Annotated in this window: 27 protein-coding genes; 21 read left to right on the top strand and 6 right to left on the bottom strand. The window is 49.7% G+C overall.

What is annotated here, in order from left to right; genetic code table 11:
- The first annotated feature begins 1 nt into the window (after position 1).
- The 11 genes from flhF to D515_RS08705 are packed head-to-tail and all read left to right on the top strand — an operon-like array spanning position 2 to position 10,657.
- The gene (gene flhF / locus D515_RS08755) at positions 2–1,630 is read left to right on the top strand and encodes a flagellar biosynthesis GTPase FlhF (protein WP_002537854.1); all 1,629 of its coding nucleotides are present in this window, start codon (positions 2–4) and stop codon (positions 1,628–1,630) included.
- Entirely contained in the window at positions 1,623–2,510 is an 888-nt protein-coding gene (locus tag D515_RS08750) for a MinD/ParA family protein (RefSeq protein WP_039849822.1), read from the top strand. Before flhF ends, D515_RS08750 begins: the two co-directional genes overlap by 8 nt.
- On the top strand, positions 2,503–3,225 hold the full coding sequence (locus D515_RS08745; protein WP_039849820.1) for an RNA polymerase sigma factor FliA: 723 nt from the start codon (positions 2,503–2,505) through the stop codon (positions 3,223–3,225). Before D515_RS08750 ends, D515_RS08745 begins: the two co-directional genes overlap by 8 nt.
- A gap of 49 nt (positions 3,226–3,274) precedes the next feature.
- Positions 3,275–3,643 (top strand): chemotaxis response regulator CheY, encoded by a 369-nt coding sequence (cheY, locus tag D515_RS08740; protein ID WP_002537850.1) that lies wholly within the window; start codon positions 3,275–3,277, stop codon positions 3,641–3,643.
- 32 nt (positions 3,644–3,675) lie between these two features.
- The gene (locus D515_RS08735) at positions 3,676–4,410 is read left to right on the top strand and encodes a protein phosphatase CheZ (protein WP_002537848.1); all 735 of its coding nucleotides are present in this window, start codon (positions 3,676–3,678) and stop codon (positions 4,408–4,410) included.
- Between the two features lie 9 nt (positions 4,411–4,419).
- The gene (locus tag D515_RS08730; protein WP_002537847.1) at positions 4,420–6,594 is read left to right on the top strand and encodes a chemotaxis protein CheA; all 2,175 of its coding nucleotides are present in this window, start codon (positions 4,420–4,422) and stop codon (positions 6,592–6,594) included.
- 16 nt (positions 6,595–6,610) lie between these two features.
- On the top strand, positions 6,611–7,762 hold the full coding sequence (locus tag D515_RS08725; RefSeq protein ID WP_002537845.1) for a protein-glutamate methylesterase/protein-glutamine glutaminase: 1,152 nt from the start codon (positions 6,611–6,613) through the stop codon (positions 7,760–7,762).
- Positions 7,763–7,771: 9 nt separating this feature from the next.
- A complete protein-coding gene (locus tag D515_RS08720; protein WP_002537843.1) occupies positions 7,772–8,551 on the top strand; it encodes a ParA family protein in 780 nt (259 codons plus the stop codon).
- On the top strand, positions 8,541–9,710 hold the full coding sequence (locus D515_RS08715; protein WP_002537842.1) for a chemotaxis protein CheW: 1,170 nt from the start codon (positions 8,541–8,543) through the stop codon (positions 9,708–9,710). The genes D515_RS08720 and D515_RS08715 overlap by 11 nt, the downstream gene beginning before the upstream one ends.
- A 33-nt stretch (positions 9,711–9,743) precedes the next feature.
- Positions 9,744–10,232 (top strand): chemotaxis protein CheW, encoded by a 489-nt coding sequence (locus D515_RS08710; RefSeq protein WP_002537841.1) that lies wholly within the window; start codon positions 9,744–9,746, stop codon positions 10,230–10,232.
- Positions 10,232–10,657 (top strand): DUF2802 domain-containing protein, encoded by a 426-nt coding sequence (locus D515_RS08705; protein ID WP_002537840.1) that lies wholly within the window; start codon positions 10,232–10,234, stop codon positions 10,655–10,657. Before D515_RS08710 ends, D515_RS08705 begins: the two co-directional genes overlap by 1 nt.
- Positions 10,658–10,674: 17 nt before the next feature.
- On the opposite strand, the gene D515_RS08700 is transcribed toward D515_RS08705, so the two are convergent.
- A complete protein-coding gene (locus D515_RS08700) occupies positions 10,675–10,968 on the bottom strand; it encodes an EscU/YscU/HrcU family type III secretion system export apparatus switch protein (protein WP_002537839.1) in 294 nt (97 codons plus the stop codon).
- Positions 10,965–11,744: a flagellar hook-length control protein FliK gene (locus D515_RS08695; RefSeq protein WP_002537838.1), complete on the bottom strand. Its 780-nt coding sequence runs from the start codon at positions 11,742–11,744 to the stop codon at positions 10,965–10,967. The genes D515_RS08700 and D515_RS08695 overlap by 4 nt, the downstream gene beginning before the upstream one ends.
- Before the next feature lie 167 nt (positions 11,745–11,911).
- On the opposite strand from D515_RS08695, the gene ccmA reads away from it, so the two are divergent.
- The 10 genes from ccmA (at position 11,912) to D515_RS08645 (ending at position 19,764) form a co-directional block, all read left to right on the top strand.
- Positions 11,912–12,526, top strand: a complete 615-nt coding sequence (gene ccmA, locus D515_RS08690; RefSeq protein ID WP_002537836.1) for a cytochrome c biogenesis heme-transporting ATPase CcmA — start codon at positions 11,912–11,914, stop codon at positions 12,524–12,526.
- Positions 12,526–13,194 carry a heme exporter protein CcmB gene (gene ccmB / locus D515_RS08685; RefSeq protein WP_039849818.1) on the top strand — a complete coding sequence of 223 codons (669 nt, stop codon included), beginning with the start codon at positions 12,526–12,528 and terminating at the stop codon, positions 13,192–13,194. Before ccmA ends, ccmB begins: the two co-directional genes overlap by 1 nt.
- Before the next feature lie 41 nt (positions 13,195–13,235).
- Positions 13,236–13,973 carry a heme ABC transporter permease gene (locus tag D515_RS08680; protein WP_002537833.1) on the top strand — a complete coding sequence of 246 codons (738 nt, stop codon included), beginning with the start codon at positions 13,236–13,238 and terminating at the stop codon, positions 13,971–13,973.
- 2 nt (positions 13,974–13,975) lie between these two features.
- Positions 13,976–14,182: a heme exporter protein CcmD gene (gene ccmD / locus D515_RS08675; protein WP_002537832.1), complete on the top strand. Its 207-nt coding sequence runs from the start codon at positions 13,976–13,978 to the stop codon at positions 14,180–14,182.
- On the top strand, positions 14,179–14,661 hold the full coding sequence (gene ccmE / locus D515_RS08670) for a cytochrome c maturation protein CcmE (RefSeq protein ID WP_002537831.1): 483 nt from the start codon (positions 14,179–14,181) through the stop codon (positions 14,659–14,661). The genes ccmD and ccmE overlap by 4 nt, the downstream gene beginning before the upstream one ends.
- A complete protein-coding gene (locus D515_RS08665) occupies positions 14,661–16,637 on the top strand; it encodes a heme lyase CcmF/NrfE family subunit (RefSeq protein WP_002537830.1) in 1,977 nt (658 codons plus the stop codon). The genes ccmE and D515_RS08665 overlap by 1 nt, the downstream gene beginning before the upstream one ends.
- A gap of 2 nt (positions 16,638–16,639) precedes the next feature.
- Positions 16,640–17,194, top strand: coding sequence for a DsbE family thiol:disulfide interchange protein (locus tag D515_RS08660; protein WP_002537828.1), 555 nt, complete (start codon positions 16,640–16,642; stop codon positions 17,192–17,194).
- Positions 17,194–17,685: a cytochrome c-type biogenesis protein gene (locus D515_RS08655; protein ID WP_002537826.1), complete on the top strand. Its 492-nt coding sequence runs from the start codon at positions 17,194–17,196 to the stop codon at positions 17,683–17,685. The genes D515_RS08660 and D515_RS08655 overlap by 1 nt, the downstream gene beginning before the upstream one ends.
- Entirely contained in the window at positions 17,682–18,896 is a 1,215-nt protein-coding gene (ccmI, locus tag D515_RS08650) for a c-type cytochrome biogenesis protein CcmI (RefSeq protein WP_002537824.1), read from the top strand. The genes D515_RS08655 and ccmI overlap by 4 nt, the downstream gene beginning before the upstream one ends.
- 79 nt (positions 18,897–18,975) lie before the next feature.
- Positions 18,976–19,764: an MlaA family lipoprotein gene (locus tag D515_RS08645; protein ID WP_002537823.1), complete on the top strand. Its 789-nt coding sequence runs from the start codon at positions 18,976–18,978 to the stop codon at positions 19,762–19,764.
- Between the two features lie 63 nt (positions 19,765–19,827).
- Here the strand turns inward: D515_RS08645 and D515_RS08640 are convergent, their stop codons facing one another.
- The 4 genes from D515_RS08640 to D515_RS08625 form a co-directional block, all read right to left on the bottom strand.
- Entirely contained in the window at positions 19,828–21,141 is a 1,314-nt protein-coding gene (locus D515_RS08640; protein WP_002537821.1) for an outer membrane protein transport protein, read from the bottom strand.
- A 321-nt stretch (positions 21,142–21,462) separates the two neighbouring features.
- Positions 21,463–22,716, bottom strand: coding sequence for an outer membrane protein transport protein (locus D515_RS08635; protein ID WP_002537819.1), 1,254 nt, complete (start codon positions 22,714–22,716; stop codon positions 21,463–21,465).
- Positions 22,717–22,924: 208 nt separating this feature from the next.
- Positions 22,925–23,650, bottom strand: coding sequence for a DUF3379 family protein (locus D515_RS08630; RefSeq protein WP_002537817.1), 726 nt, complete (start codon positions 23,648–23,650; stop codon positions 22,925–22,927).
- Entirely contained in the window at positions 23,643–24,212 is a 570-nt protein-coding gene (locus D515_RS08625) for a sigma-70 family RNA polymerase sigma factor (RefSeq protein ID WP_002537816.1), read from the bottom strand. Before D515_RS08625 ends, D515_RS08630 begins: the two co-directional genes overlap by 8 nt.
- Positions 24,213–24,283: the final 71 nt, after the last annotated feature.

Raw genomic sequence — 24,283 nt, 5'->3', positions numbered from 1 at the left:
TTTGAAGATTAAACGATTTTTTGCCAAAGACATGCGAACAGCGCTGGCCGAAGTGAAAGAAGCACTCGGCGCAGACGCAGTTATCATGTCCAACAAAAAAGTGACTGGCGGTGTCGAAATCGTGGCGGCAGTAGATACTGACGCACCAACCCGTGATGTGCGCAAAGAAGCGGCGAAAACGCAGATGGCGCAGAGCATGGACCGCGCTCAACAAACACGCCGACTGGCTGATGATACTGTGCATTTGCGCCGTGACATCAGCAAAGAAGCTGCGCGCAAACCACTTGGAGGCGCACTGGGCAGCAAGTTCTCCAGCTTGCTTGACCGCTATCAGTCGCAACTGCCGGAAAATAGCGCAGCCGATGAACCTCAGCAGGAAGCAGATTCTTTAAGCGCATTGTTGGCGCGTCAAAATGATGCCCGTCTTCGTCAAAACGAAAATACCTACAACGCTGCGCCAGCCCGCCGTCCGAATGGCCAAAATGGTCACAATGGACAGAACAATGGCAACCGCAACGGGGCAAACAACGGCAACAATGGTTTCTCCCGCGCTCAGCAACAGGCAAAAGGGCAAGAGATTGAACGCCTGTTACGTCAAAAACGTGACGAGCAGGATCGCCGCGCACCGGGTCGTGATGACCGTTTTGAACTGCGCACCGAACAGCGTCGTCAGCCATCGCGTCAGGGCAACGAAGAAATTGAAGCGATGCGCAAAGAAATGGCGACGATTCGCAGCCTGCTTGAGCACCAGCTTTCCGGTCTGATGTGGCAGGAAGTGGAGCGCAAAGAGCCGCTTCGCGCCATGCTGATCAAACGTCTGGAAAAAATGGGTATCTCCCCGGTACTGGCTGACCAGCTAGCGGGTTATATCCCAGAAGACACACCACCGAATGAAGCGTGGTCGGAGTTACTGGATTTAGTGGCAGATCAAGTCATTACCACCAGTGAGAACCTACTGGAGTCAGGCGGTGTGATTGCACTGCTTGGTCCTACCGGTGTGGGCAAAACAACGACCATCGCAAAACTAGCAGCCAGAGCCGCAATGGACTTCGGCCCTGAAGAAATTGCCCTTGTGACAACGGATACCTTCCGTATTGGCGCACATGAGCAATTGGCAACCTATGGCAGAATTTTGGGTTGCCCCGTAAAAGTTGCTAAAGATGCGGATGAACTGGCCGATATACTGTATCAGTTACGTCACCGTCGACTGATCCTGTTGGATACCGCAGGCATGGGCCAGCGAGATCTGAGGCTATCAGAACAACTTGATACTCTTATCCAAAACAGTGGTTCACATATCCGAAGCCTTCTTGTATTGCCAGCGACCTCTCAGCGTCGCGTGCTGCAGGAGACTATTGATCACTTCCGACGTATTCCCCTCTCAGGGTGTGTACTGACGAAGTTGGATGAATCCCTCAGTCTGGGGGAATTATTGAGTGTGACCATAGAAAACGCCCTTCCGGTTACCTATCTGGCTGATGGCCAGCGTGTACCCGAGGACATTCGCCAGGCAAGTGGGAGATACCTGGTTAACAAGGCGAGTGAACTGATGGATCAAGATTCAGAGCAGCGAAACCATTTCTGGAGTCATGATGTACCAGAGTCGAATGCGGCGGACTTTTATGATTGAGACAACCATGCATGATCAAGCAAGCGGCCTCCGCCGCCTGACCAACCCGACTCGCACCAAAGTTATTACTGTTACTGGTGGTAAAGGCGGGGTAGGTAAAACCAACATCACTTTGGGTATGGCAGCAGCCATGGCCAAACAAGGTAAAAAAGTGATGGTGTTGGATGCTGACTTAGGATTGGCCAATGTCGACGTCCTGCTGGGCTTGCGGGTAGGTAAAAACCTCAGCCACGTGATGCAAGGCGTCTGCGACCTGAAAGACATTATTGTTGAAGGTCCACATGGCATGAAGATTATTCCCGCGTCCTCAGGCATGCGTGGAATGACAGAGTTGAGTACCGCGCAGCATGCAGGTCTTATCCGTGCATTCGGTACGCTTGAAGAAGATGTCGATGTACTGCTGGTGGACACTGCAGCCGGTATCTCTGACATGGTGTTGAGCTTCTCCCGCGCTGCGCAGGACGTATTGATTGTGGTTTGCGATGAGCCAACTTCTATCACTGATGCCTACGCCCTGATCAAGCTGCTGAGCCGTGAACATGGCGTGACCCGCTTCAAGGTCGTCGCCAATATGGTGCGCAGTTATCGCGAGGGTCGCGATTTATTTACAAAATTAACTCGTGTAACAGAAAGATTTTTAAATGCTAATCTAGAATTAGTAGCATGTGTTCCACTTGATGAGTATGTGCGTCAATCTGTGAAGAAGCAACGTGTCGTGATTGATGCGTTCCCTAAGTCTCCAGCCGCGCTTGCACTCAATGCGCTGGCAAACAAGGCCCTGACATGGCCTGTGCCACGAAATCCGGGCGGACACTTAGAGTTTTTTGTTGAGAGACTGCTGGTTCGAGACGAAGCAGCGGGGGATTACCTCAGTGAATAGGGCGCTGACCTACAGCAGGACTGGAGCATCAACGGAGACGGTGTTTGAGCAATACTCCACATTAGTGAAGCGAATTGCCCACCACCTGATCGCCCGTTTGCCCCCGAATGTGCAGGTTGAAGATCTCATTCAGGCGGGCATGATTGGCCTGCTCGAAGCGCAACAAAACTACGACCCTTCAAAAGGGGCGAGTTTCGAAACCTATGCCGGTATCCGCATTCGCGGCGCGATGTTGGACGATATCCGCAAAGGTGACTGGGTACCGCGCTCGGTACATAAGAATAACCGTCAGATCAGTGAAGTGATTTCACAGCTGGAAGGCGAGTTAGGGCGAGACCCTAACGATAAAGAAATAGCGAAACGCCTGGGGATGAGTCTGGATCAATACTATCAGGCTCAAAACGACATCAATGCAGGCAGACTCATTGGTATCGATGATCTGGGCGTCTCAGAAGATGCTTTCGTAACAGAAAGTCATCGTGACGAAAACCTTCCCTTTGAGGAGGTTGCCGGGGATAGCTTCAAATCGCACTTAGCGAATGCCATTCGCGGACTTCCTGAAAGAGAAGCTTTGGTACTCTCTCTCTATTACGACGAGGAACTTAACCTCAAGGAGATAGGGGCCATTATCGGGGTGAGTGAATCCCGGGTTTGCCAGATACAAAATCAGGCAATGCAGCGGTTACGGACCAAGCTTTCCGCTTGGTCGAAGTAAGTTTCTACAATAATAAGGAACCTCACTGGAGGCCACTTTGAACACAAATATGAAAATCCTCGTTGTTGATGACTTTTCAACAATGCGCCGTATCGTAAAAAACCTCCTTCGAGATCTGGGTTTCAACAACACTGTTGAAGCAGATGACGGCTTAACAGCACTGCCAATCCTCAAGAAAGGCGGTATTGATTTCGTCGTTACTGACTGGAACATGCCTGGCATGCAGGGTATTGACCTTCTGAAGAACATCCGTGCTGATGATGAGCTCAAGCATCTTCCAGTGCTGATGATCACCGCAGAAGCCAAGCGTGAGCAAATTGTTGAAGCTGCTCAGGCTGGTGTGAATGGTTACATCGTCAAGCCGTTTACTGCCGCAACGCTCAAAGAAAAGCTGGACAAGATTTTCGAGCGCATGTGATTTTCCTCTTCGCGCAGTGAAGGATTATTTAGATGATAACTCTCGACCAAGCTAAAGAATTGGTCAGTTTGCTCGAAGAAGGGAATCAGGACGGCGCGAATGAATTACTGGCTAAGCTGGCCAGTGATGTGCGCAATCCGCTCTTCAATGAGGTAGGAAAACTGACCCGGCAACTGCATGACTCGTTGTCCAACTTCCGTTTAGATCCTCGCGTCAGCGATCTGGCTACCAGCGAGATCCCAGATGCGAAAGATCGCCTGAACTTCGTGATGGAAAAAACGGAACTTGCTGCGAACCGAACTATGGATGCAGTGGAAGCAACCCTTCCTATCGCCGACAACCTACAAGAATGCCTTGCCCAGGTTCGACCTCAGTGGAACAACCTTATGGGGGGGCGGATTGACATAACAAGTTTCAAAGATTTGTGTCACCAAATCGATGGTTTACTGACACAAGTCGAAGGAGATACCACCAAACTCCACGGTCAACTGACCGAAATTCTGATGGCACAAGACTTCCAGGATCTGACTGGACAAGTTATTCGCCGCGTCATCGAATTGGTGCAAGAAGTAGAAAAACAACTGGTTGAAATCCTCACTGCCTTTGGTCTTGACGAAGAGCAGAAAGAACCAGAAACAGAAGCAGAACAACAGCAATCTGGCATTGTGGCTGAAGGTCCAGTGGTCTCCGAGAAAGAGCGTCAAGAGAAACAAGTGATGCAAAGTCAGGATGACGTCGATGACCTGCTTTCCAGCCTGGGCTTTTAGGGGTGCGTTATGAGTTTTGAAATGGATGAAGAAATCCTCCAGGACTTCTTAATTGAAGCCGGTGAGATTTTGGAGTTGCTGTCGGAGCAACTCGTCGATCTGGAAAAAACACCGGATGACAGAGACCTGCTCAATGCAATCTTCCGTGGTTTCCATACCGTTAAAGGTGGTGCAGGTTTCCTTTCACTCACCGAACTGGTAGAAACCTGTCACGGTGCAGAGAATATCTTCGATAACCTGCGTAACGGTGGCCGCGAACTCACTGCGGATGTCATGGATACTATCCTCCAGTCGTTGGACACGGTTAACGAGCAGTTCGCTTGTGTTCAGGAGCGCGAGCCAGTCCCTGCGGCAGACCCGGCATTGATTGAGGCACTGCACAGATACAGCCGTCCTGCATCAGAAGATGAAGCGGTAGAAGCGGCTGCCCCTGCACCAGAACCCGAGCCGGAACCAGAGCCAGAACCTGAACCAGAAGTGGTGGCTGAAGCCCCTGCTGAAGGCGGTGAAGCGATTGCTGGTGACTCTGTCGACGAAATTACAGATGACGAATTTGATCGACTTCTGGATGAACTTCACGGCGCAGGCAAAGGCCCGCAAGCCGGTGGCAGCGCTCCTGCACCAGCAGCCGACGCGGCGGGTGGTGGCGATGACATCACTGACGATGAATTCGAAAAACTGCTGGATGACTTGCATGGCACAGGTAAAGGCCCACTGGCTGGCGGCGCGGCAGAAGCAGCAACACCACCGCCACAAAACGCGTCAGTAGAAAGCCCTGCCAGTGATGAAATCACTGACGATGAATTTGAAAAGCTGTTGGATGATTTGCACGGCAAGGGTAAAAGCCCTATTGCCAGTGGTGCAGCCCCTGCGGCTTCGGCACCACCTCCGCCGCCGAAAGCAGAGCCAAAACCTGCACCAGCTCCAGCACCAAAAGCAGAACCTGCTGCAGCGAAACCGCCTGCGCCGGCTGCTAAGCCGCCAGCAAAAACTGACGACAAAAAGCCGCCTGCACCTCAAGTCGAACAGACTGTACGTGTTAACACCTCAACACTCGACACCATCATGAACATGGTGGGTGAGCTGGTACTGGTACGTAACCGTCTGGTCAGCCTTGGTGCAAGCAGCGACGACGAAAACATGGCGAAAGCCGTGACGAACCTCGACGTGGTGACCGCTGACCTGCAAGGTGCTGTGATGCAAACGCGCATGCAGCCAATTAAGAAGGTGTTTGGCCGTTTCCCTCGCGTTGTTCGTGACTTGGCGCGAAGCCTGAAAAAAGACATCGTGCTCGAAATGCGCGGTGAAGAAACCGACTTGGATAAAAACCTGGTTGAGGCTCTGGCAGACCCAATGGTCCACTTGGTGCGTAACTCGGTTGACCACGGTATTGAAATGCCGGATGTCCGAGAGGAAAAAGGCAAACCACGTACAGGTACGATTACCCTTGCGGCTTCGCAGGAAGGTGACCACATTCTGTTGACCATCGAAGATGATGGTGGCGGTATGGATGCAGAGAAACTTCGCTCCATCGCCGTTGAACGTGGTGTGATGGATGCAGATGCTGCGGCACGCCTAAGCGATACTGAAGCCTACAACCTGATTTTTGCAGCAGGTTTCTCAACCAAAACCGAGATCTCAGATATCTCAGGTCGTGGTGTAGGCATGGATGTGGTGAAAACGGCGATTACCCAACTGAACGGTACAATTTCTATCGACTCAGAGCTGGGCCGCGGCACCATTATCTCAATCAAAGTGCCTCTGACGCTGGCAATCCTGCCGACTCTGATGGTCGGTATCGGTGATAACCCATACGCGTTCCCATTGTCGAATGTGAATGAAATCATCAGTTTGGATCTGTCGAAAACCAACACGGTTGATGGCCAACTGACCCTGATTGTAAGAGAGAAAGCCATTCCGCTTTTCTATCTGCAAGATTGGCTGTGTCCTCGCCGCGGTTCGGTGAATCGCGAGGTCGGGCATGTTGTCATCATTCAAATGGGACACCAGCCAGTCGCCTTCGTGGTCGATTCGCTGATTGGGCAAGAAGAAGTGGTTATTAAACCGCTGGATGAATTGTTGCAAGGTACGCCGGGTATGGCGGGTGCAACCATCACCAGTGATGGCCACATCGCATTGATTCTTGATGTGCCGAATCTGCTCAAGCGATACGCTGGCCGATAAAATCATAAGGAATGACATGGCAGTGAAAGTTTTGGTGGTGGACGATTCAAGTTTTTTCCGCCGCCGTGTTAGTGAAATTATTAACGGGGATCCTCGCCTTCAAGTCATTGATTGTGCGGTTAACGGGAAAGAGGCAGTTGAAAAGGCAGCACAGCTGAAACCTGATGTCATTACCATGGACATCGAAATGCCTGTGATGGATGGTATTACTGCGGTTCGAGAGATCATGCAGAGCAATCCAACGCCGATACTGATGTTTTCTTCGTTAACGCACGATGGGGCAAAAGCCACACTTGATGCCTTGGATGCGGGCGCGCTCGACTTCCTGCCTAAGAAATTCGAAGACATTGCTCGTAACCGTGATGAGGCGGTCTCATTGCTACAACAGCGCGTGAGCGAAATTGCGCGCAAGCGCGCGTTTATGCGAAGACCTGCCCCATCTGCAAAACCTGCCACAGCTGCGCCAACGGCGGCTCCTGCTGCGCGAGCGCCAGTGCGCCCGGCAACCGGGGGAAGCACAGCGGCACCTGCGCCTACTGCACCAGCTACTAGGCCGGCTTCTGCTGCAGCACGCTTCAAAGCCAGTGGTAAGCGTTATCAATTGGTGGCGATTGGTACGTCAACAGGTGGCCCAGTCGCTCTGCAAAAAGTGCTGACGGGACTTCCTGCGAATTTCCCGATGCCTATCGTGCTTATTCAACACATGCCTTCCACCTTTACGGCGGCTTTTGCCCAGCGCCTCAATGGCCTTTGCAAAATCACAGTAAAAGAAGCGCAAGATGGCGACCCGTTGCAACCGGGAACCGCCTATCTGGCACCGGGTGGCATGCAGATGATGATCGATGGACGCCCAGGGGCGGCTCGTGTGAAAATTATCGACGGCGGCGATCGTATGAACTATAAGCCGTGCGTAGATGTAACCTTCGGCTCTGCAGCCAAAGTCTACAACGACAAAGTATTGTCGATGGTGTTGACGGGTATGGGCGCAGATGGCCGAGACGGTGCAAGATTGTTGAAACAACAAGGTTCAACGGTATGGGCACAGGACGAAGAAAGCTGTGTTGTTTACGGTATGCCGCAAGCCGTTGCTAAAGCGGGAATTTCAACCGAAGACTTGCCGTTGGATCGTATCACCGAACGTATTCTCGTTGAGCTCAACCTCGTTTAAGGAGCGGCTGTGATAGTCTGGAGCATTGCAAACCAGAAAGGGGGCGTGGGGAAAACCACCACCACCATTACCCTCGCTGGGCTTCTCAGTGAAAAGAACAAGCGTGTATTGCTGATCGATACCGATCCGCATGCTTCGCTGACAACCTATCTGAATTACGATTCGGAGCAGTTGCCACGCACCTTGTTCGACCTGTTCCAATTGCAAACTATCAATCGTGATACCGTCAAACCGCTGATCCTTAATACCGAGTACAAAAACCTCGATATTTTGCCATCGCACATGTCTCTGGCAACGCTTGATCGCGCCATGGGCAACCGCGGTGGTATGGGTTTGATGCTGAAGAAAACCCTGGCATGTCTTGAAGATGAATATGACTATGCGTTGATTGATTGTCCGCCTATTCTCGGCGTGATGATGGTGAATGCGCTGGCAGCAAGTAACCGTATTCTGATCCCTGTGCAAACCGAGTTCTTGGCCATGAAAGGTTTGGAGCGAATGGTGCGGACGTTGCAAATCATGCAAAAGTCCCGCGCGTCAGCGTTCAAGGTTTGCATAATCCCGACCATGTACGACAAGCGTACCCGCGCTTCTTTGGAAACACTGCAAGAGCTTAAAGTGCGTTATCCGGATCAGGTTTGGACGTCCGCGGTACCGATTGATACCAAATTCCGCGATGCCAGTTTAAAACACATGCCGCCATCGTATTACGCAAAAAACTGTCGCGGCGTGTTTGCCTATAAAACGCTGCTCTCTTATCTGGAGCGACTTGAACAGGATGAAAGATAGCCGTGCCTTATCCAGTGTTCAGGCGCTGGATGACTATTTTGATGCCCTGCTGGAAGAAGACTACTTTTCCCAGCAGCATGACACGGATGTAGCACCGCAGGACAGCGAGACCAGCGTTGAGCTGAAGCCGCAACCTGTGGTGATGGAACCGATTGAAAAATTCAGCGGTGCGACGCTGACGAAAGACAAACGCGATATGTCTTCGGTAGAAAAACTGCTGAGCCAGCTTAAGTTGGACGAAGACATGGAAGTGGAAGTCGAGGAATTGACGGAAACGGACGTGCTTGTCGACAGCGAGCTGGCAGTCGAAACCTACACTGAAGCGCTGACTCTGACAGAAACGGACACCGGGACTCTCACGGAAGCGCTTGTAGAAACGACCGTTGAGACGGAAGTGGAGACCGAAGTCGCTACTGAAGTTGAAACAGACGTTGCTGTGGAAGTAGAGGCTGTCGTTGACACTGAAGTGGCGGTTGAAGTGGAAACCGCCGTCGAGCAAGAACTTGAAACCATGGTTGAAACGGAAGTGGATACTGTGGCCGAAGAAGTGTTCGATACTGAGGTTATTACGGAGCCTGAGGTTGAAGTCGCAGTTGAAGAAACTGTTGCTGAAGAAGTGGCAGAAACTGTCGATATAGATACTGAAACCGCATACGAGCCGGAAACTCAGGCCGAGGAAGATGTTGCGCCACCTTGGCAAAACATCGCTTCTGAATATGCGTTTCAGGTGTTGTTCTTCGAATCGTTTGGCGTGACATACGCCGTTCCCCTTGCCGAATTAGGGGGAATTCACCGACTCGAAGATTGCAATCACCTGATTGGCAGACCTGATTGGTATTTAGGTCTGCAAACAGAGCGGGATCAGCAGTTGGATGTCGTCGATACCGCCAAATGGGTGATGCCGGAAAAAATAGCGGATAACAACCATCGCGATGACTATAGTTATATTGTGATCTTGGGTGACAGCAAATGGGGCTTGGCTTGTAATGCCCTCCTGGGGACAGAGTCACTCAACGGAGAACAAGTGCGATGGCGCGAACAAGCTGGCAAACGGCCTTGGTTGGCCGGATTAGTCAAAGAAAAAATGTGCGCCTTGATCCACGTCGAAGCGCTGATTGCCATGCTGAATCAGGGTATTGATGCCAATGCGTTGGCGTAAGTGACGCAGCACAGCACGAAAAGAGGAAAATAAATGTCTCAGGTAGCTGAAGTTCAAAAAGAAAACGTGAATGACGAAGTCTTGCAGTGGGTGACTTTCCAGCTGGAAGACGAAACCTACGGCATTAACGTTATGCAGGTTCGGGAAGTATTGCGCTACACCGAAATTGCGCCGGTACCAGGTGCGCCAGATTACGTTCTTGGCATCATTAACCTGCGTGGTAATGTCGTGACGGTTATCGACACCCGTTCACGTTTTGGTCTTGCCCAAGGTGAAGTGTCTGACAACACACGCGTGATCGTGATTGAAGCTGAATCTCAAGTGATAGGCATCATGGTCGACAGTGTGGCTGAGGTGGTTTACCTCAAAACGTCTGAAATCGACACCACGCCTAGCGTAGGTACCGATGAAAGTGCTAAGTTCATTCAAGGTGTGAGCAACCGTAACGGTCATCTGCTCATTCTGGTTGACCTGAACAAACTGCTCTCTGATGAAGAGTGGTCTGAGATGGCAATGCTGTAATGCTCGACTTGGTGTTGCAATGGCTACCACTGGGCATCTCTCTGAGTGTCGCGGTGGTTGCCTTGTTGATGTTGAGACGGGAAAAGAAAGCGCGTCAGAATCTGGAAGCGAAATTCCAGGCCATGGAGCTACTTTATAAAAATGCCCGTCAACAACATGAGGGTCTGTCCAAGCAGTTTAATGAACTGCGTGCAGGCTCTATTGGCATGAGCCAGAAACTTGCTGAGCTCTCGCAGCGCTTTGATGAGTTGCTCGACAAACAGAACGAGATGGAAATGCAGGACCCAGATGGTCGCCTCTATAGCCGAGCCAGTAAAATGGTGGAGCTCGGTGCCGATCTGCGTGAGCTGATGGAAGAGTGTGATCTGCCGAAAGCAGAAGCAGAACTTCTATTGAATATCAGAAAGCAACGCATGACGCGTTAATCGGATATTCCAAAGCGTCAAACTGTTTTGTTGACCATGGACCCTTCCCATCCGGGCGGGGTTTTTCCATCTAAGTACCAGGCAAAAGCAATTAACTCTGCGATCACCAAGTAGAGTTGTTCAGGGATTTCGTCACCCACTTCCAATGCCGCCAACCAATTCATCAGGGCTTCGTCACTATGTATGAGTCCGCCATTCTTCTCCATTTCTTCGATGAGCTTTTCAGCCAACGCGTCATAGCCTTTGGCAGAGACCTTGGGCGCATTAACACCATCGTATTTGAGCGCCACTGCGCTTTTAGCTTTCTTCATACCTGAATATTCACTCCTGACGAGATGGTTTCCGTCTGTGCACTTTCTAACGTATTGATTTCACATTGCTGCAGCGCGATTTGATGTTGGGCGAGTTTTTCTTCCAGTTTGGGCATGGCGGTCTCAATCTGCTTTTTTAAGCCTTCAGCATCGGTAGAAAAACTGAGTGAAAGTGAATTGTCCTCAAGTTCTGCTGTCGCAGTGAGATGACGGTTCTTTGCCAGAGTCAGGTTTAGCGTGATGCACCAGCGCAACTTTTTCTTTTTTCTTCCGGTCTTTTTCTCGACGTTAACGTGTACCGGGGAGACGTTGTTGTCCCTGAAGGGAAACAGCCAATGGTAGTCACCGGGTTTGGTCTGCTCGTTGATGCGCTGCTCAGCCATTAGCATCAGCAAAGATTTCAACTTTCCCGAACCTTCTTGCTCATTGGCTGGTGCGGTTGCCTGGCGCAATGCTTCCAGCAACCCTTTATCCGCTTTCTGCTCGGCAAGCCATTTAGCGGCCAGTTTTGTATCAGCGGGCATGGTGAGCTGCTTCAGCAGAGTTAACATCACAGGCGGCAAAGATCCGTTTTCGCTGTGTGTGCCTTTCAACATTGAATAGAGTGGTAAAAGTGCCAAGAGTTGAGAGAGCTGGGAGCGCTGACCATCGCTCAGATTGGGCTGCTGACCGGGTTGCTGTAATGGTTTCCCTAAATCAAGCAGGCTTTTAACCGGAACATTCTTCAATGTTTCCTGCGCTAATGCATTGATGTGATTGATATTGTCGATTTTCATATTTACTCACAATTATTAACGCTTAGCGCATATACCCAGCCCTCATCAATCAGTAGGATTTGATTGCTTGAGTGACATTAGCGAGACCTCGCGGCTAACGACTTTAAACGCCTCTATGGTATTATCGGGCAAATTTTTCATAACTTTATCGGGAAAGCCAATTTCTCATGTTGGAAGTGCGCGAGCTCAGCTGTATCCGTGATGAAAGGGTGCTGTTTGAAGATCTCAGTTTTACGGTGTCATCCGGTGATCTTGTCCAAATTGAAGGGCCAAACGGCGCGGGTAAAACAACATTGTTACGGATCATTGCCGGGTTGGGGCTGGCGGAATCTGGCGAAGTCTTCTGGGACGGAGAATTGGTGAATAAAGCCCGAGAAGAGTTTTATGGCAATTTACTGTTTCTTGGCCACAGCACAGGCGTAAAACGTGAGATGACCGCGTTTGAAAATCTGGCATTTTACCAACGTATGCATGGTGACGCGGATGAATCCAGTCTTTGGGACGCATTGGCACGTGTCGGGCTAGCTGGCCGGGAAGATGTGCCTGCCGCGCAGCTGTCTGCTGGTCAGAACCGTCGGGTTGCATTGGCAAGGCTTTGGATTAGCCAATCTAAACTTTGGATTTTGGATGAGCCGTTAACCGCCATCGACAAACAGGGTGTAAAGGTGCTTGAGAGCCTTTTTCAACAGCATGTAAATAATGGAGGCATGGTGTTGTTTACCACCCACCAAGATATGTTCGAAGGCAACCCGGGTTTGCGCCGGATCAGGTTGGGGGCGTAATGGGATCAGCTATGTTTCACATGATCCGTCGCGAGTTGCTCGTGGCGTTTCGTCGCCAATCTGACATGCTGAACCCACTGTGGTTTTTCATCATTGTCATCACCTTGTTTCCATTGGGTGTCGGACCTGGTCCCAACTTACTGGCTGAAATAGCACCAGGGATTATCTGGGTGGCTGCGTTGTTGGCGGCGGTATTGTCATTGGATCGTTTGTTCCGTGATGACTTTATGGATGGCTCGTTAGAGCAGATGCTGCTGATGCCAGAACCTTTGTCCGTTCTGGTTTTCGCAAAAATTGTCGCACATTGGCTGCTGACCGGTCTGCCACTATTGATCATAAGTCCGCTTCTGGCGGTATTACTGTCTTTAGACTGGGAAGCTTACAAAGCCGTTGTGCTAACACTGTTGTTAGGCACGCCGACGCTGAGCTTCCTTGGCGCGATTGGTGTGGCATTGACGGTAGGGCTGAGAAAGGGCGGCGCATTGCTAAGCCTTCTGGTCTTACCGTTGTTTATTCCGGTCCTTATCTTCGCGACATCGGCGATTGATATGGCTGCTGGTGGATTTCCGATAAATGGTCAGCTAGCCATTTTGGGTGCGATGCTGGCAGGTTCGGCCACGCTTTCCCCGTTTGCAGTGTCTGCTGCTCTCCGGGTGAGCGTCCAATAATACTAATTATTACAACATATTAACTGAGAGTGATATCTGCAATGTGGAAATGGCTTCACCCATATGCCAAGCCCGAGGCAACCTACCAACTCTGTAACACATTGTTGCCGTGGTTTGTGGTTTTGGCAGCCCTGTCTTTGATCACCGGTACCATATGGGGACTGGCATTCGCGCCTTCTGACTACCAGCAGGGTGACAGTTTCCGAATCATCTATATTCACGTTCCTGCAGCGATTTGGTCTATGGGCGCTTACATGTCGATGGCCATTGCGGCATTTATCGGCTTAGTGTGGCAAATCAAGACGTCTGATTGGGCGGCCGCGGCGATGGCGCCTGTAGGTGCGGTATTTACCTTTATTGCATTGGTGACTGGTGCTATCTGGGGTAAGCCAATGTGGGGCGCGTGGTGGGTATGGGATGCACGCCTGACTTCTGAGCTTATTCTACTGTTCCTCTATCTCGGTGTGATCGCGCTTTACAACGCCTTTGATGATGACCGCACTGCTGGTCGTGCTGCGGGTATTCTGGCGATTGTAGGGGTGATTAACCTTCCTATCATTCACTTTTCAGTGGAGTGGTGGAACACGCTGCACCAAGGCGCGACGATCACTAAATTTGCGAAACCTTCCATTGCATCAGATATGTTGTGGCCTTTGCTTCTGAATATTCTGGGCTTTGCTATGTTCTTTGGTGCCGTGTCGCTGATGGGACTGAAAAACAAAATTCTACAACGTGAAGCGCACCGTCCTTGGGTTCGTGAATTGGTTGAGAGGGGATAACCATGCACTTCGATTCTTTCTCTGAATTCCTGGCGATGGGTGGTTACGCTGGTTATGTTTGGGGCGCCTTCGGCATTACATTCGTGGCGATGGCTTGGGTAGCACTGGCGACCCGTTTCACCCGACGCAAACTGTTTAAAGAAATTAAAAACAAAGTTGCCCGAGAGCAACGTATTAAGAATGCCCAAAAAATGGAGAACACGCTATGAACCCGAGACGCAAGAAACGACTGGGGCTGGCTCTTGCCCTGGTGTTTGGTGTAGGCGCGACGATTGGATTGGTGCTTTACGCATTGAACCAAAACATGGACTTGTTCTACACGCCAACTGAATTGGTGAATGGTAAGCCTGATGGCACCAAACCTGAAGTCGGTCAACGTCTGCGTATTGGTGGCATGGTGGTGACAGATTCAGTGGAGCGTGACCCAGAATCTCTGAAAGTGAGTTTCCGTGTTGCGGATGTTGGCCCAGAAGTTACCGTGGAATTTGAAGGCATTCTGCCAGACCTTTTCCGTGAAGGTCAGGGAATTGTTGCACAGGGTGTGCTGGTTGATGAACGTACCGTGTTCGCAAGCGAAGTATTGGCGAAACACGATGAAGAATATATGCCGCCTGAAATCGCAGAAGCGATGAACAAAGGGCATAAACCGCTTGAATACACCGAGCAGCAAAAACAGGGTAGCTACTAATGATTGCTGAATTAGGGCATTTCGCCCTTATTATCTCCCTTGGTTTTTCCGTCCTGTTGAGTATCTACCCTCTGTGGGGTGCTCACGTCGGAAACCAGGCCATGATGCGTTCCGCGCGTCCACTGGCTATCGGCATGTTCCTGATGCTATTGATGTCTTTTATCGCATTGAGCTGGGCATTCTACGTTAACGACTTTACGGTCACGTATGTAGCGAGTAACTCAAACAGTGCCTTGCCTTGGTACTACCGTCTGACGGCAGTCTGGGGCGCACACGAAGGCTCGTTGCTTCTTTGGGTGCTTATCCAAGCAGGTTGGACACTGGCCGTTGCCATTTTCAGCCGTGGCATGCCACTGGAGTCTGTCTCCCGCGTATTGGCAGTGATGGGCATGATTGGTGTCGGCTTCCTGCTGTTTATCATTCTGACGTCGAACCCGTTTGAGCGAACACTTCCTTATTTCCCGGTTGATGGCCGTGACCTCAACCCGCTTCTTCAGGATCCGGGGCTGATTGTTCACCCGCCGATGCTTTACATGGGTTATGTGGGTTTCTCTGTGGCGTTTGCTTTTGCGATTGCATCCTTGATGGCGGGTCGTCTTGATACGGCGTGGGCACGTTGGTCCCGTCCTTGGACAACGGCAGCTTGGGTATTCCTGACATTGGGTATCGCACTGGGCTCTTGGTGGGCTTACTACGAACTTGGCTGGGGCGGCTGGTGGTTCTGGGATCCAGTAGAAAACGCCTCGTTTATGCCTTGGCTGGCTGGTACCGCGTTGATGCACTCATTGGCAGTAACGGAAAAGCGCGGCACATTCAAAGCTTGGACTGTGCTGTTAGCATTGTCTGCATTTTCACTCAGTTTGTTGGGCACCTTCCTGGTACGTTCTGGCGTACTGGTTTCAGTGCATGCATTCGCATCTGATCCAAGCCGGGGCCTGTTTATTCTTGGCTTCCTTGTGGTGGTTATCGGCGGCTCGCTGCTGCTTTATGCATTGCGTGCGTCAGAAGTCCGTGTGCGCGGTAACTTCGAGCTGGTCTCCCGTGAGAATGTCCTGCTGGCAAACAACATTCTGCTTGTTGCTGCACTGGTTGTTGTTCTATTGGGTACATTGTTGCCATTGGTTCACAAACAGCTTGGCCTGGGGTCGGTTTCTATTGGTGAACCATTCTTCAACCTGCTGTTCACCTGGCTGTCAGTACCGTTTGCCTTCCTTCTCGGTATTGGTCCGCTGATCCGCTGGAAACGTGACAACCTCAAGAACGTGAAAAAAGAACTGCTGTTTAGTGGCGTAGTTTCTGTTGTTCTTGGCGTTGCACTGGTGTGGATCTTTGCTGATGTCTTTATGCCGCTGGCTGCGCTGGGTGCGGTGATGGGCCTTTGGGTCATCACTTTGTCATGCATCGAGGTGTATCAGCGTGCGACTCACCGTCATGATTTCGTCACCGGTCTCGGTAAGCTGGGTCGGAGCCACTGGGCGATGGTGCTTGGTCATATCGGTCTGGCAATCACAGTGCTCGGTATTGCAATGGTTCAGAACTACGACATCGAACGCGACGTGAAAATGGCACCTGGCGATCGCATTGAACTGCAAGGCTACGATTTCCATTTCGCAGGTCTTCGCGATAAAGATGGTCCGAACTACGACGGTTACATCGCTGACTTCGATATTTACCGTGGCGATAAGCGCGTAAACACACTGCATGCTGAGAAACGTTTCTACACGGTTCAGCGCTCGATGATGACCGAAGCGGCGATTGACCGTGGTATCACCCGTGACCTCTATGTGGCAATGGGTGAACGTTTGAATGATGGCTCTTGGGCAGTGCGTATCTACTACAAACCATTTGTTCGTTGGATTTGGTTCGGCTCACTGGTGATGTCACTGGGTGGTTTGCTGGCTATTTCGGACAAGCGTTACCGTTTTCGTAAGAAGGCTCAATCAGAAGTATCTGCTGAGCCAGTGAAGGAGGCTTAAGGGTGAACAAACCTTTACTCTTTATTCCGTTTGCACTGTTTATGGTGTTGGTTGGTGTCTTCTTTGTGCAATTGGGCAAGAACGCCGAAGGTGATGACCCAACGAAGTTAGAGTCAGTGCTGGTAGGTAAACCAGTTCCTTCGTTCCGGCTGGAAGATTTGGCGCAAGCTGGCAAGCTTTACGATCAGGACATTTTCAAAGGCGAACCTCTGCTTTTGAACGTGTGGGCAACTTGGTGCCCTACTTGTTACGCAGAGCACACTTACCTGAATGAGTTAGCGGCCAACGGCGTTAAAATCATTGGCCTTAACTACAAAGACGATCGCGTGAAAGCGATCGGCTGGCTCAACCAATTAGGTAACCCTTATCTGGTCAGCCTGTTTGATGGTGATGGCATGCTAGGTCTGGATCTTGGTGTTTACGGTGCGCCAGAGACGTTCCTTATCGATGCTAACGGTGTGATTCGTTACCGACATGTCGGTGATGTGAATGATAGAAACTGGAACGAAAAATTAGGCCCGATGTACGAGCAAATGCTGGCGGAGGCAAAAGGCTAATGAAACGTTTTCTGTTAGCAATCATGCTGGCTGCAAGTGCTGCGTTCACAGTCTCTGCAGCGATCGAAGTGTATGAGTTTGACACACCTGAACAAGAAGAAGCCTTCAAAAAGCTCGGCAAAGAACTGCGCTGCCCTAAGTGTCAGAACAATAATATTGCCGATTCCAATGCTGGCTTGGCTCAGGATCTTCGTTTGAAGGTTTATGAGATGCTCAAGCAAGGTAAGAACGAAGACGAGATTGTCGATTACATGGTTGATCGATACGGTAACTTCGTGACTTACAACCCGCCACTGACGGCGTCGACATTGATTCTTTGGGCTGGCCCGGCATTGTTTGTGGTTGTTGGATTCACTGTCTTGGTGATGCGCAGCCGTAAACCTAAAGCGAAAACCGTTAAAGCTGAACTTGATAGCGAAGAGCAGGCACGTCTGGATGCGTTGCTCAATGAAGGCTCGGCTGACAATAAAAATAAGGATAACAATGGATGACTGAAATGTGGTTCTGGCTGATCACAGCCTTAATGATGGTGGTCTCTGTTGGCTTATTTGTTTTGCCGATTTACCGCGGTAAGGAACAGGACGAAGCGGCGAGCCGCGATGAACTGAACAAAGCCTTCTTCCGTGATCGTATGGAAGAGCTTAACGAAGAAGCCGAGGAAGGTCTGGTGGAAAACCAGAATGAATTGGCAGTTGAGCTTAAGCAATCATTGCTGGATGACATTCCGGCCAACGAGAAGTCAGCGACACAAAGTAAGGTCCCTTTTGTCGTATTGGTGCCAGGCATCCTTATCATGGTGTTGATGAGCTATGGCTTGTACGACACCATGGGCAACTATCGTGAAGTGGTTTCTTGGCAAGAGACGGCATCACGCTTGCCGGATCTGTCTCGTCGTTTGATGTCTGACACCAATGAGCCGATGACAGATCAGGAAATGGCGGAGTTGACGCTGTCTCTTCGTACTAAGCTTCAACAGACGCCTGATGATGCGATGGGATGGTTACTGCTTGGTCGCATTGGTTTGGCAAACCGTGATGTGCAAACCGCCGAAGGTGCAATGGCGAAAGCCTACAACCTGATGCCAGACGACAGCGACGTGAAGCTAGGTTATGCGCAATCTCTTATGCTGTCGGGTGATGAGCAAAACAGCAATACAGCGCGCAATCTATTGCGCGAAGTGATTAGAGTCGATCATGGCAACCTTCAAGCGTTTTCATTGCTTGCATTTGATGCTTTTGAGCGCGGTGCTTACGAAGAGGCGGTTGCTGCTTGGTCTACCATGAAACAACTACTGCCAGCGGACGATCCACGTATCTCTATGTTGGACCGCAGTATTCAACGTGCAGAAGCACAAATGGGCGCTGGCGAAGGACAGTCCGTCTCTGTGACAATTTCGCTGGATGAACAAGTCCAATTGCCAAGCGAAGGTGTATTGATTGTATCGGTTCACTCTGCGGATGGTGCGCCAATGCCGGTTGCAGCGAAGCGTTTGCCGCTGAGCCGCTTCCCGGTAGAAGTTGAACTGACAGATGCGGACAGCATGATCCCAGAGCGTTTGATGTCTTCATTGCCAGAGGTGATGGTGAAAGCCCGCATTGACAACGACGGCAACGTAATGACACGTGACGGTGACTGGTTTGGGGAAACCGACCCGTTTGAGCTCGGCGGAAGTTCACAGTTAGTGATTAACCAAAAGCAGTAAGTGCTTTATACTGCCAAAATAATGACAAAAGGTCGGTATTTAACCGACCTCTTTTTTACCTAAAGGACAAGTTATAACAATGTGGAAACAACTTATTCTGGCAGTTGGCGTGCTGGTTTTACTGAGTGGTTGTGCCCAATCCCCGGAAGAATCTCAGGCTGACGCTGAAACCAATGCTGAATTCGACATTTCGCATCCCAATGATCCTTTTGAAGGATTCAACCGCGCGATGTGGACGGTCAATTATGATTATCTAGACCCTTATATCGCAAAACCTGTGTCGCTGGCTTATGTCGACTATGTGCCAAGCTGGACACGAACGGGTATCTCTAATTTCCTCAGTAACCTCGAAGAGCCAGCAAGCATGGTGAACAGCATTGTTATGCTTGATGGCGAAGCGGCACTTACCCACTTTAATCGCTTTTGGCTAAACACTGTCTTTGGTATTGGTGGCTTAATCGATATCGCTTCGGCTGCCAATGTTCCGAAAATCTCTGACCGTCAGTTTGGTGACGCCATGGGTTACTACGACATAGGGCAAGGGCCTTACTTTATGTTCCCCGTTTACGGACCCATCACGTTGCGTGAGGGAGCAGGGGATATGGTCGATGGCCTTTATCCGCCGCTGTCTCTGTTAACGCTTCCGCAATCTATCCTCAAATGGATGTTTGAAGGGATGGAAGACAGAGCAGCCTTGGTTCAACAGGAAAGCTTGCTGACTAACTCACCGGATCCATACGCCTTTGCACGTGATGCTTACCTCCAGAATAAAGAGTTTAAAGCCCGAGGCGGAAAGGCGGCAGATTTACCAGAGCCTGACGACAGTTATCTGGATGACGATTTGCTAGACGAAATCGACGATTACTAAGAAATTAACAAAGAAATGCCACTCGATTGAGTGGCATTTTTGTCTCTGGGATTTGTTCAACTCTTAGAAGCGGTAAGTTGCCTGAACACCTGCCAGCCATACGTTGCCAGAGGTTTGACCTTCGAAAGTACCTCCAAAAGGTACAGAAGTTAGGTCAGAACTGATTCCGTCACGAGGCTCTTTGACATCTGCGTCTTTTGCAAAGATGTAAGTAAAACCTGCGTCAAGCGTTAGGTTATCAGAGTAGTGGTAACCTGCACCCAGGCTTAACCAAAGGCGATCGGTTTCTGGAATTGTAATGGTGCGGTTAGCGTCATCGACCGCTGCTGTATCATAAGCAACGCCAGAACGAAGCTGGGTTTTGGTGTTCAACTGATAAGTGGCACCAACAGCAAAGCGATAGTTATCTTTCCAGTTCTCTTGTTTAACCAGTTGGTTTGGCTGAGAAAGGGAAGGGATATTTGCTTCCAGCTTTTCGAAGGTACTCCAGTCAGTCCAGTTGATGCTAGCGTGTACTGCAACTGTGTCGGTCAGTTGGTGGAAGCTTGCTATCTCTGCGGTTGCGGGCAGCGTCAGCTCCATACTGCCAGGCAATTGCGCAGTAGTAGTACCAAACGCTAGGCCAGTGGCATGGCCTTCCAGATTCAGATTCACTTCAGAACGATAGTTAAAGCCTAAACGGTTGTCTTCATTGATCTGCCAAGCTGCACCAGCTTGCCAACCCCAAGCAGTATCATCACCTTCCATGTATTTTAGAGTAGTACCGGTAGGTACGATGACATTGCCATTGAGTGGGTTTTTGATATCTGCAGAGCTTTTCGCACCAATGCTACCTTCACCCAATACGTATCTAACACCAGCACCAACAGAGAACTGGTCGTTAATTTTGTATGCGATGTTTGGATTGATTTCCATGGTCATCACTGACGCTTCATTACCAAACTGGGTGCCTTTGAAGTTGTCATCCAGTTTAGTGTGCATACCGAAGTTTGAGCTCAGTGCCAGACCCAGATAAACCTTCTCGTTCAATTGATGAGAGAAGTAGAAGTTTGGAATAAAGGCTGAATCTGCAAAATCTTTAGATGAAGTCGCAGTTTTGTCGCCAGTTAAGCTGGTGTTTGTGCCTTCCACATCCACGTTTGGATCAACGTAGATAAGGCCAGTAGAAACTTGGGTGCCTTCCAGATAAGTCATCATGGCTGGATTGCGGAATTGAGCAGACGCATTATCTGCCATCGCAGCTTCACCCGCATATGCGCGGCCAAGACCAGTTGCAGAATACTCCGCCAGTTGAAAACCTGCAGCGATTGCAGACGTTGAAGAAAGAGAGCCAAGTGCTGCAGCAATTGCCAGCGGAAGAAGTTTGTTCTTGTTCATTAGAGTATTTACTTGATTATTGTGGTCGGTACAGGGTACTGACAGGCAATCAATATGCAATTTTGATGATAGAGAGAGGATGTATTTAGATAAATGTATCGATGGATTGATATATTTTAGTAAAATGCACTATTTATTGGGTGGTTTGGAACAAGTGTACGCTGAGTTTCGGCGAACACGTGTTAATCCTTAATACCAGTTAAGCGTACTTGTGTACGCTGAAAAGCCTTGGTTTTACTGAATTTGTTCGCTTTAGGCTTTATTTGAGCGAACAAAAAAGGGGAGCGAATGCTCCCCTTTAGTCACTGTGTTCTAATTAAATTAGAAGCTGCGGCTGTACTGTAGACCCATCAGAATCGCATTTGCTTGGGTGGTAGCATTGACCGAAGACAAAGTGATGCCATTAAACTCTGTACTTTCAGATACAGACACTTCTTTACCCATCAGGTAAGTAAAGCCGAAGTCAATGGTTGAGCTTTGGTCAAGGTTGTATGTCAAACCTGCAGAGAACCATTGACGATCAGAGTCTGGAACAGAGATTGATGTTAGGCTGTCTTGCGCACTGGTGTCATACATATAACCGGCACGAAGTGTCCAATCGTTGTTCAGGTAGTAGGTACCACCGATACTGTAGTGCCAGCCATCTTGCCATTCGTATGGCTTGTTATACGAACCGGTCAGGACTGTGCCTTGAAGGTTTTCAAATTCGATTTGATCGAAAGATCCCCAACCAATGTATTGAACGCTGTAGTGAACGGCAAATTTGGTGTCTTCAATTTTATGGAAGCCAGAGAATTCAGCGATATCAGGCAGTGGAAGAGTAATCTTCTGGCCTTTGTCATCTTTGGCTTCAAATTCTGGGCTGTAACGGTAAGCAAAACCGAATCGGTTGTTTTCATCCAGCTCGTACACAGTACCAACATTGAATCCCACAGCAAAACCGTCGGCACCATCAACATTCAGTAAATCGCGTCCCCCGACAAATGGAAGGTTTTCATTGGCTGTTCGCTTCATTGTGCCTTGACCATAAATGATGTCGAGACCAGCACCAAAGCTCCATTGGTCGTTCAAACGGTATGAACCAGCTAGACCCAGGTTAAAGCTTTTCACGTCGGTCAAACCGCCGTATTCAGTCGCCACATAGTCATCAGAGAACTCAGTTTTGGTGCCAAAGTTCGAATAGGCATTGATACCAACAGCAAACTTTTCGTTTAGAGGCATGATGAAATGTACGTTTGGCGCAATGGAAGTGCCGCCCACATCATCAGTATCAGCAACTGGTACTGGCTGATTAAGCGTAGCAAGACTGCTGTAGGTTGCATCACTGACGGTGATGTCAGTCGTGATTGTCTCAAAGCCAATTGAGAATGCTTTCTCATCAAACAGAGCCATAGCCGCAGAGTTTCGTGCCATAACAGCTGCGTTATCTGCGATTACAGCATCACCGGCAAAAGCACGGCCGATACCTGTTGCTGATTGTGCGTTAAGTTGGAAGCCAGCAGCCAATGCTGACGTGGAGCTCGCTGCAACAGCCATTGCCACTGCTGAGCGGATAAACAGACGCTTCTTATTCATAATGCGAATATTCCGAATAAAATTATAATTTTTTTGATATTTATGCTCAGAATGAGCTGCGCAAATTCTATTGTGTAGGTGCTTTATTGGAAATCTGACCAGTTATAACATGCTGTTTTGTAAATGCTAGGGATGGCGCTAGGTGGTTGTAATTGCGGGAAAAGAAAAAGGGGAGCATCTGCTCCCCTAGATTTTGTAATGGATTGTATCAGGCCTTCTGATTGAGATGTTGCTTCAATTGTTCAGCGACAGGCATGATATCTGCGCCTTCTTTGCCTACTACAATCACACTGCTGTTATTGGCTGCTGGCAATGAAATAGCTTCCATATTGCCATCGCTATAGTTTTCCATAGCTTTGGATTGCTGCGGCACAACAAAAACAGTGAAATCTTCGCCATTGTTACCTTTAAGCACCATATGAACAGCATGCTTATCGGCAAAGCTGCAATGGTTGATGTACGACACTTCGCCAGGTAACTGACCATTAAAGGTTTTACCTAATGGTGACAGCTTGGCATTCACTTGGGTCAAGGTTGCACCCTCGAACACGTTATTGGTGAAGTCTTCTTCATGGTAATAGTGCTCTAGAGCAATTTGTCCCAAGCTTGCTTGTCCTGGCAAGACCGGTAGCGCCTGCCAATTGAATTGGCCCAGCATAATGCCGAAAGCAAATGCAACAGAAGCAGCGATAGCCAGATGAAAGCGCGGCTTCCTTGCTTCCCGCACTACGTCACTGGTTTGTTTAAACAGGACTTTGTCGACCAAATCATCCGGTACATCCACGCGCAATGTTTGATCTAATAGCGCATCTAGTTGATCTAGCTCTGATGCTAATTTTTGATTAGCTGGCGACTCTGATTTTGCTGCCAGAATCTCAGGGTCTTTATCCTGAGGGTCCGCCAGAAGGCGTCGACGAAATTCGAGCTCATCCATTTAGCGCACCTCGCTGGCCTGAAGTTTGATTGTCCATGAACTCTTTCAATTGGTTTCTCGCTCTGAACAAACGCGTCATAACAGTGTTTTTGTTTAGGTCTAAGATCTCAGCGATCTCTTCACCGCTAAATCCGGCAACGACCTGCAACACCAACGGTTCTCGATATTCTGGTGACAGACGCATGATTTGCTTGTGAAGCCATTGCTGTTCGACCGAGGCTTCTTCACTGGGGCGTGCATCGTCTGCAACCTGGTGGTCATCAATATCTACCAATTCGAGTTGTTTACGCTCGAAACGGCGTGCATTTTCGCGCCTAAGGATGGTGATCAGCCAAGCTTTGGCGGCGTTGTCATCTTGAAGGCTATCAAGCGAGCGCCATGCACGTAGGCAGGTTTCCTGCACCAAATCTTCCGCTACGTGCTGGTCTTTCGTCAACCAGTATGCATAACGGTAGAGGTCTCTGTGCCAGGCTCTCACGAGCGCTTCGTATCGTCTCTGCTTTTCCATATCACTAGAGACCTTGGTTTCTGACTTTTTATTTCCAAATAATTTCAAAACCATTCTATCATCCTGATTATTTAGGATATTAAATGCCAAATTGCTGCAAAAATCATCACCAAAGGTCAACAGCC

It is taken from the genome of Grimontia indica (genome assembly GCF_000333895.2).
In the GTDB taxonomy this organism is placed as follows: Bacteria; Pseudomonadota; Gammaproteobacteria; order Enterobacterales; family Vibrionaceae; genus Enterovibrio; species Enterovibrio indicus.
This window is presented reverse-complemented; position numbering and strand designations above follow the sequence as displayed.

Bases quoted from the DNA above. Each gene is read 5' to 3' on its own strand.
- D515_RS08750 (WP_039849822.1), top strand. From the start codon at position 1,623: ATGATTGAGACAACCATGCATGATCAAGCAAGCGGCCTCCGCCGCCTG.
- cheY (WP_002537850.1), top strand. From the start codon at position 3,275: ATGAAAATCCTCGTTGTTGATGACTTTTCAACAATGCGCCGTATCGTA.
- D515_RS08735 (WP_002537848.1), top strand. From the start codon at position 3,676: ATGATAACTCTCGACCAAGCTAAAGAATTGGTCAGTTTGCTCGAAGAA.
- D515_RS08730 (WP_002537847.1), top strand. From the start codon at position 4,420: ATGAGTTTTGAAATGGATGAAGAAATCCTCCAGGACTTCTTAATTGAA.
- D515_RS08725 (WP_002537845.1), top strand. From the start codon at position 6,611: ATGGCAGTGAAAGTTTTGGTGGTGGACGATTCAAGTTTTTTCCGCCGC.
- D515_RS08715 (WP_002537842.1), top strand. From the start codon at position 8,541: ATGAAAGATAGCCGTGCCTTATCCAGTGTTCAGGCGCTGGATGACTAT.
- D515_RS08710 (WP_002537841.1), top strand. From the start codon at position 9,744: ATGTCTCAGGTAGCTGAAGTTCAAAAAGAAAACGTGAATGACGAAGTC.
- D515_RS08705 (WP_002537840.1), top strand. From the start codon at position 10,232: ATGCTCGACTTGGTGTTGCAATGGCTACCACTGGGCATCTCTCTGAGT.
- D515_RS08700 (WP_002537839.1), bottom strand. From the start codon at position 10,968: ATGAAGAAAGCTAAAAGCGCAGTGGCGCTCAAATACGATGGTGTTAAT.
- D515_RS08695 (WP_002537838.1), bottom strand. From the start codon at position 11,744: ATGAAAATCGACAATATCAATCACATCAATGCATTAGCGCAGGAAACA.
- ccmA (WP_002537836.1), top strand. From the start codon at position 11,912: ATGTTGGAAGTGCGCGAGCTCAGCTGTATCCGTGATGAAAGGGTGCTG.
- ccmB (WP_039849818.1), top strand. From the start codon at position 12,526: ATGGGATCAGCTATGTTTCACATGATCCGTCGCGAGTTGCTCGTGGCG.
- D515_RS08680 (WP_002537833.1), top strand. From the start codon at position 13,236: ATGTGGAAATGGCTTCACCCATATGCCAAGCCCGAGGCAACCTACCAA.
- ccmD (WP_002537832.1), top strand. From the start codon at position 13,976: ATGCACTTCGATTCTTTCTCTGAATTCCTGGCGATGGGTGGTTACGCT.
- ccmE (WP_002537831.1), top strand. From the start codon at position 14,179: ATGAACCCGAGACGCAAGAAACGACTGGGGCTGGCTCTTGCCCTGGTG.
- D515_RS08665 (WP_002537830.1), top strand. From the start codon at position 14,661: ATGATTGCTGAATTAGGGCATTTCGCCCTTATTATCTCCCTTGGTTTT.
- D515_RS08655 (WP_002537826.1), top strand. From the start codon at position 17,194: ATGAAACGTTTTCTGTTAGCAATCATGCTGGCTGCAAGTGCTGCGTTC.
- ccmI (WP_002537824.1), top strand. From the start codon at position 17,682: ATGACTGAAATGTGGTTCTGGCTGATCACAGCCTTAATGATGGTGGTC.
- D515_RS08645 (WP_002537823.1), top strand. From the start codon at position 18,976: ATGTGGAAACAACTTATTCTGGCAGTTGGCGTGCTGGTTTTACTGAGT.
- D515_RS08640 (WP_002537821.1), bottom strand. From the start codon at position 21,141: ATGAACAAGAACAAACTTCTTCCGCTGGCAATTGCTGCAGCACTTGGC.
- D515_RS08635 (WP_002537819.1), bottom strand. From the start codon at position 22,716: ATGAATAAGAAGCGTCTGTTTATCCGCTCAGCAGTGGCAATGGCTGTT.
- D515_RS08630 (WP_002537817.1), bottom strand. From the start codon at position 23,650: ATGGATGAGCTCGAATTTCGTCGACGCCTTCTGGCGGACCCTCAGGAT.
- D515_RS08625 (WP_002537816.1), bottom strand. From the start codon at position 24,212: ATGGTTTTGAAATTATTTGGAAATAAAAAGTCAGAAACCAAGGTCTCT.